This is a genomic window from Moorena sp. SIO4G3 (assembly GCF_010692305.1).
In the GTDB taxonomy this organism is placed as follows: Bacteria; Cyanobacteriota; Cyanobacteriia; order Cyanobacteriales; family Coleofasciculaceae; genus Moorena; species Moorena producens_A.
This window is the reverse complement of sequence record NZ_JAAHIG010000518.1, coordinates 1-5,254: the sequence shown is the minus strand read 5'-3', so window position 1 is coordinate 5,254 and position 5,254 is coordinate 1. Positions and strand designations below refer to the sequence as shown.

The window sequence follows — 5,254 nt, the reverse complement described above, 5'->3', positions numbered from 1 at the left end:
TCCAAAGCCTTGGTCTCACAGAGAGAATCCCATTGCAAAAGAAGAGCAACAGCAGAGCTAGCCAAAAACAGAGAAATTCAAAACTACAGCACATACAGTAAGCACCTAACTGACTGTGCAAAAGATCTAAAACTCACCAATCTGCTCCTTAGTCTTAAAACAGACTCACCAAATACACCAATCGTGATTCCCCCCTGGGAAGAAATTGGCACAACCTTCCTATACACACAGCTTCCCAGAGCCAAAGAACTGTGCTCTGTAGAGGAGCTAAGAAACCTTGCCAGCACGGCAATAATTAGAGCTGAAACTCCAGGAAGCATGGTCTACTACACAGATGGCACGGTAGATCCTGATTCCAACACTACAGGAGCAGCGGTATATTCCAACAACTACACAGGAAGCTGGAGAACCTCCAACACAGCATCAACCATGCAAACAGAGCTAATTGCCATTAAACAAGCATTAAATCACTCCATATCCAATGAAATTGGACCAGTCACAATACACACCGACTGTAAGTCTGCGGTACTAGCTCTGCAATCAGAGAAGGTCCGAGAAAACAGATCTATAATCTTAGACATTAGATACTTGCTGTACCAACACAAAAACACGAATAGACAAGTCACAATTAATTGGATACCCAGCCACATAGGTATTCCAGGAAATGACAAGGCGGACGAACTAGCCAAATCCACCAAACACATTGAAAATGTACAAATAGCAATACAGCTTACAACTTCACAAATATATGCTACTAAGCGTTTATCTCCTGAGTTGTCTTCTCTTGCTACTACTACTGTTTCTTTAACGATGGGATATGAATTGATAACTGTTTCTATTTCTCCTGTTTCGATGCGGAAACCTCGGATTTTTACTTGGTGGTCTATTCTACCCAAGAATTCGATGTTGCCATCCCCTAAGTAGCGAACCAAATCCCCTGTCTTATATAATTTTGACTTTTGACTCTCTTGGTGCGCATTCCCTTCCGTCTTTCGCCGACGCGGGGTCGCACCGCTTTTGACTTTTGACTTATCAAAAGGGTTGGGAATAAATTTGGAGGCTGTGAGTTCGGGGCGGTTGTGGTAGCCTGTTGCTAAACTATCTCCTCCGATATGAAGTTCTCCTGCTACTCCTATGGGCACTGGTTGTAAATTTCTATCCAAAATATATACTTTGGTATTGGATATTGGCTTACCAATAGGTGGTGACATACTGCCCTCTTGACCTGAAACTACCAACCCAGAGGTTGTAACAACTGTATTCTCTGTCGGACCATAGTTATTAAATACACAGAATGGTAAAGCTGCCGATGGGTAATTGTGCAGTTTGTCTCCTCCTGTGAGTACAGTTCTCAATTTTGTTTGTGCAGGCCATTCTAAGGAACACAAATTTTCCAATAGAGGTGTGGGCACAAAACTAATTGTTATTTGTTCTGAGATTAGCCAATTTCTGAGTGCTTCTGGAGACAGACGAGTTTCTGAGTTGACTAAGTGTAAGCAAGCGCCTGCACTCAGGTAAGGCCAGATTTCCCACACAGAGGCGTCAAAACCTACTCCGGCTATTTGAGACGCTTTGTCTGATGATTTGACTTCAAAAGTACGTTGATGCCAGAAGACTAGATTTAATAATCCTTGATGGGGAATAGTTACCCCTTTTGGTTGACCCGTCGAACCTGAAGTATAGATAACGTAAGCTAACTGATTAGCTGTTACCTGATTTTCGGGTATTTGCTGACTCTGTTGATTAATAATTTCTTGATCTGTATCCAAACAAATCACAGTTCCTATAGTTTCCGATAGATGATGCTGCCATTTTTCTTGAGTCAAGATGATGGATAGTTGTGCATCTTCTCTCATATAATTGAGACGGGAAGTTGGATAATTCGGGTCTAATGGTACATAAGCTCCTCCGGCTTTGAGTATAGCTAATAAACCTACTACCATCTCTAACGAACGCTCTACACATATTCCCACTAGGGTTTCTGGAACTACTCCCAATTTTTGCAAGTAATGGGCTAGTTGATTAGCTTTGCTATTTAATTGGGAATAGGTCAGCTTTTGTTGTTCAAATACTACTGCTATTGCATCTGGTGTTTTCTCTACCTGTTCCTCAAATAACTGATGGATACATTTATCATTTGGGTAATCTGTTTTCGTCTTGTTCCACTCTACCAGTATTTGGTCCAACTCTGGCTCTGTCATTAATGGTAGTGCTGTTACTCTTTGTTGCGGATCATTCACTATCCCTTCTAACAAGTTGTGGAAATGACCAGCCATTCGGGCAATAGTTTGCTCATCAAATAAGTCAGCATTGTATTTTAACAACCCAACCAGACATGAGTCCTCTTCAAACATTTCCAGGAATAAATCATATTGACTTTCATACTGTTCGAGTACAAAAGGTTCTACTTCAAGTCCTCCCCAATTCATCAAGGTTTTTTTGCTGCTAAACAACACCTTTTGCAGCTCTTGAGATTCCAGGAATTTTTGTAGTACAAAGCCAGCCTGAAAAAGAGGAGCACGACTGGAGTCACGTTCTACCTGTAACTTATCTACCAATAAAGCCAAGGGATAATCTTGATGAGCTAGTGCTCCCAGGACTGTCTGGCGTACTTGAGAGAGGAAATCTCTAAAAGAGAGATTCCCTGACAAATCTGCTCTCATCACTACTGAGTCCACGAAGTAACCAACAAGAGAAGCAAACTCCACTTTAGATCTGCCAGAAGTAGGAGAACCTACTAAAATATCCTCTTGACCGGTGTAACGATACAGAAGCACTTGAAAAGCAGCCAACAGAGTCATATACAGAGTTGCCCCCTCTGTTTGAGCTAGTTCCTTCAGTTTTTCAGTCAACTTTTCGGATAATTTGAAGGGATAGCTGCCACCATTATCAGTCTGTATAGGGGGTCGTGGTTTGTCTGTAGGCAAATTCAAGACCGGTAATTCTCCGCCCAATCTTTGTTGCCAATAGTTCCATAGTTGTTCTCCTTCTTCTCCTTCTATTAACTCTTTTTGCCAATTAACATAATCTTGATAAGAATACTGTAGTGGTGGTAGGGATGCCTCAATTCCATTTAGTTGAGCTTGGTAAAGTTGTGGTAGCTCTTTGGCAATTAAGTTCCATGACCAACCATCTAAAGCAATATGATGTATTGTCAGTAACATAATATGGTCTTGCTCGGAACAAGTGAACCACCTAACTCGCATCACTGGTTCTGTTTCTAGGTTAAAAGGATGTCTGTGAGCTTCAACTACCTTTTTGTTTAACTCCTCTTCACTCCAACTAGAAGCATCTATCTCTAAGAAGTCTAACTCTTGATGTTGATGTAGTTGTTGGATTGGTTGTTCGCCCAACTTCGGGAATATACTCCGTAGTAGCGGATGTCTTTCCCTTAGAGTTTGAAAAACCTGTTGCCAAATAGTTAGATCTACCTTGGAGTATATCCGAACCGAAAATGACACATTATAATTATGACCCTGAGGTGATAGCTGCCACAAAAACCAGAGATATTTTTGACCATAAGAGAGGGGATGGACTTGGAATATATCTGGATTTTCCCTTAGTAACTGTAATATTTCTGATTTATACTGCTCTAATTCTGCCATAACATCAGTGGTCAGTACTTCTTGGGAACCTTCAGTTCTTAACTTTCCTCCATCATTCCATAATTTAACACCTTTTTGATAAAGGTATTGTAAAAAAATAATTAAGTTCATAGTTGTACCTTGATCCAGTTATTTCATTTACTGTTATCTGTGCGATCGCTTTGATTTAGTTGTTAATTTAATTGATTTTATATAGTAGCAATGGTGATTAATTCCATAGTTTTCGGAATTCAAACATCCACGTCTAGCTCACTTTAAATTTTACTTCTTAGCTCAATTGACATTAGATAGTCCAATGCCATTTTATTTAAAGGTTTGCGTATATCGATTAGATGATTTTTCATGGCTAATACTGGAGCTGCTTTATTTTGGATATGAGCAATTAATATCTTTGGCTCTCCTAGCTTGATTGAAAACCCAGTGACATCATAGGCGACAATATCATCTAATTCAGCTTGTGTAATTATCTCTTTATAATCTTTTATGATAATCATTTTCAGTAATACCAACAACAACTCCTGTAGACTCACCTTGTAAGGGTTTTGGAATGTGCCCGTCATTTTCCATGGCTTCCCAACTAACTTCCAGAAGTAACCGATGTTCTGGATCGAGACTGACAGTGTCCCGAGGTGAAATCCCAAAAAAATGAGGGTCAAATTGAGCTATATCCTGCAAAAATCCACCATAGCGAGTATAAATGTTACCTGGAACGCTTGGATCACGGTTGTAGTAAGCATTACATCCCAACGTTGAGCAGGAATTTCTGTAATAGCATCATTCATTACAAGTTCAGGTTGTGTATCATTTGTCAATGACTTATAGCAATTATTATACTTATGAGGTACAAATTTATGGGTTTTAGGGAGTAGGGAGCAGGGAGCAGGGAGCAGGTAAGAGGTAAGAGGCAATAGGCAATAGGCATGCTAGCAATAGGCAATAGGCAAGAGTGAAAAAATATTGTGTATCTCATAGCTATGAAAAACTTTTTTTGTATAAATGGTAACAGACACAAAAATGACTAACTCAATTTTGTGTAAACTTTGAATAAATCCCATATTAAAGCAGTTTTTTTGGTCAAAGTCAACAAATTTTTCGCTGACTTTAAACAAATATGAAATATTTTGGTAAACTTTTATGGGTGAATTCCAGACTTCTGGGTAATTGCTAAAGGAGAAAACTACTAATGTCAGAGCATATTTCCTTTGATGAATTGTTAGGCAAAATGAGCGAAGCCTATGAAGATGCCCAGAGCAAAGTTGAGCAATGTAATGTTTTAGTAATTGGTAAAACTGGTGTAGGAAAAAGTACTTTAGTAAACACAATTTTTCGCTCTCGTTTGGCAGAAACAGGAGTGGGCTATCCTGTTACTCAAACCATTCGTCGTTATACAAAAACAGGTTGCCCGATTACAGTGTACGATACACCAGGGCTAGAACTTAAAGCCGAACAGATTGAACGAGTAAGGGGAGATATCTCCAAACTAATTGATGATCAAAGGAAACTAGAGGCAAAAGAACACATTCATGTGGTGTGGTATTGCCTTAATCATGAGACTGCTCGATTGGATCCGATTGAGGAAGAATGGCTAAAGAGCCTCCAACAAAAAGATGTACCAGTTATCTTAGTTCTGACTCAAACCTTAACGAAAA

4 protein-coding genes and 2 pseudogenes are annotated in these 5,254 nt (G+C 39.6%); 2 read left to right on the top strand and 4 right to left on the bottom strand.

What is annotated here, in order from left to right:
• Positions 1–318 precede the first annotated feature (318 nt).
• Positions 319–633, top strand: a pseudogene (locus F6J99_RS45960) (RNase H family protein); the annotation flags it as partial.
• Positions 634–803: 170 nt separating this feature from the next.
• Here F6J99_RS45960 and F6J99_RS41700 read toward each other — a convergent pair.
• The 4 genes and pseudogenes from F6J99_RS41700 to F6J99_RS41685 form a co-directional block, all read right to left on the bottom strand.
• A pseudogene (locus tag F6J99_RS41700) lies at positions 804–3,716 on the bottom strand (amino acid adenylation domain-containing protein); the annotation flags it as partial.
• 143 nt (positions 3,717–3,859) lie between these two features.
• Entirely contained in the window at positions 3,860–4,099 is a 240-nt protein-coding gene (locus tag F6J99_RS41695) for a hypothetical protein (protein WP_293122464.1), read from the bottom strand.
• Positions 4,077–4,352, bottom strand: coding sequence for a beta-ketoacyl synthase N-terminal-like domain-containing protein (locus F6J99_RS41690; RefSeq protein WP_293122461.1), 276 nt, complete (start codon positions 4,350–4,352; stop codon positions 4,077–4,079). The genes F6J99_RS41695 and F6J99_RS41690 overlap by 23 nt, the downstream gene beginning before the upstream one ends.
• A gap of 61 nt (positions 4,353–4,413) precedes the next feature.
• Positions 4,414–4,575: a hypothetical protein gene (locus F6J99_RS41685; RefSeq protein ID WP_293122458.1), complete on the bottom strand. Its 162-nt coding sequence runs from the start codon at positions 4,573–4,575 to the stop codon at positions 4,414–4,416.
• A gap of 213 nt (positions 4,576–4,788) precedes the next feature.
• On the opposite strand from F6J99_RS41685, the gene F6J99_RS41680 reads away from it, so the two are divergent.
• Positions 4,789–5,254 (top strand): GTPase (locus tag F6J99_RS41680; RefSeq protein ID WP_293122455.1); only part of this gene is annotated, 466 nt, incomplete at its 3' end.